The sequence below is a fragment of the Kocuria subflava genome, assembly GCF_012163155.1.
In the GTDB taxonomy this organism is placed as follows: domain Bacteria; phylum Actinomycetota; class Actinomycetes; order Actinomycetales; family Micrococcaceae; genus Kocuria; species Kocuria subflava.
This window is the reverse complement of the sequence record NZ_JAAVUN010000094.1, coordinates 1-916: the sequence shown is the minus strand read 5'-3', so window position 1 is coordinate 916 and position 916 is coordinate 1. Positions and strand designations below refer to the sequence as shown.

The following is a 916-nucleotide window of genomic DNA, read 5'->3' as shown; positions in this document are numbered from 1 at the left end:
TCAGCAGCCGGCGCCGTTGGGGTTCTGGATGCAGTCATCGGCGTAGTTACGCACCTTGGCCCGCCACACACTCAACTCCACCGGCGTGCTCGTCACCGTGGAAGTCCCATCCACCGCCAACCACGGCCCACCAGCCACGGAGTACTCACCCTCAAACGTGGTGGACAACGTGACCTGAACATCCCCGGTGTCGGTGTACCGGTGGCTGGTGTCTGTGGGGGTGTCCCACTGATCCTCATCCAACGGATAACCCGTCAACTGGGTGGGCCCCAGGGTGGCGCCATCCCCGTAATCCCACGTGTACTCCGTCGGATACACCCGCACGGTGACCGGGTAACCGGCCAGGGTGGTGGTGAACTCCTGGGCGGTGGCCTCTGCGTAAACATTGGTGTTGTAGTTGACCAGCGTGTGGGGTGCTGGTTCCACCACCGAGAGGGCTGCGGCGATATCCAGGCGTTGCAGGTCATCGACGGTGAACACCGGGATCGGCATGGACCCTGAGTCCGGGACCTCACCAGCCGGTAAACACAACGGGCGGGAGACCCGTTGGGCGGCCGCGCCACCGTCCTCAAAGCTGTATTCCACGTAGTAGTTCTGTCCGGTGCCGCCATCGGCCATGGTGCAGGCTTCCTGCTCCTGGCAAGCCTGCTGGTCCGCAGCGTCGGCGCAGGTGTCCACCACGGAGTAGTTGCCTTGTTCCACGGACGGCGGGCGCTCCAGGGCATCGTCTTGATACAGACCAGTGGCGTACTGGCGCAGTTGCATCTGTTGCTGCCTGATTTCCTCGGGGGAGAGCTGAACACCCGAACCGCTGGGTGCCGCTTCCGCATTGGCAGGTGCTGTGATTTCGATGGAGCCGTTGGAACTGCCTTCAGCCCGCACCCCGACGTCCACATTGCTGCCGTGCGCCCGGGCT

General features: G+C 63.9%; 1 protein-coding gene. It reads right to left on the bottom strand.

Annotated elements, in window-relative coordinates; all coding sequences use genetic code 11:
* Nucleotides 1–916: hypothetical protein (locus GTW58_RS14765; RefSeq protein WP_342453322.1), on the bottom strand; the 916-nt coding region annotated here is incomplete at its 5' end.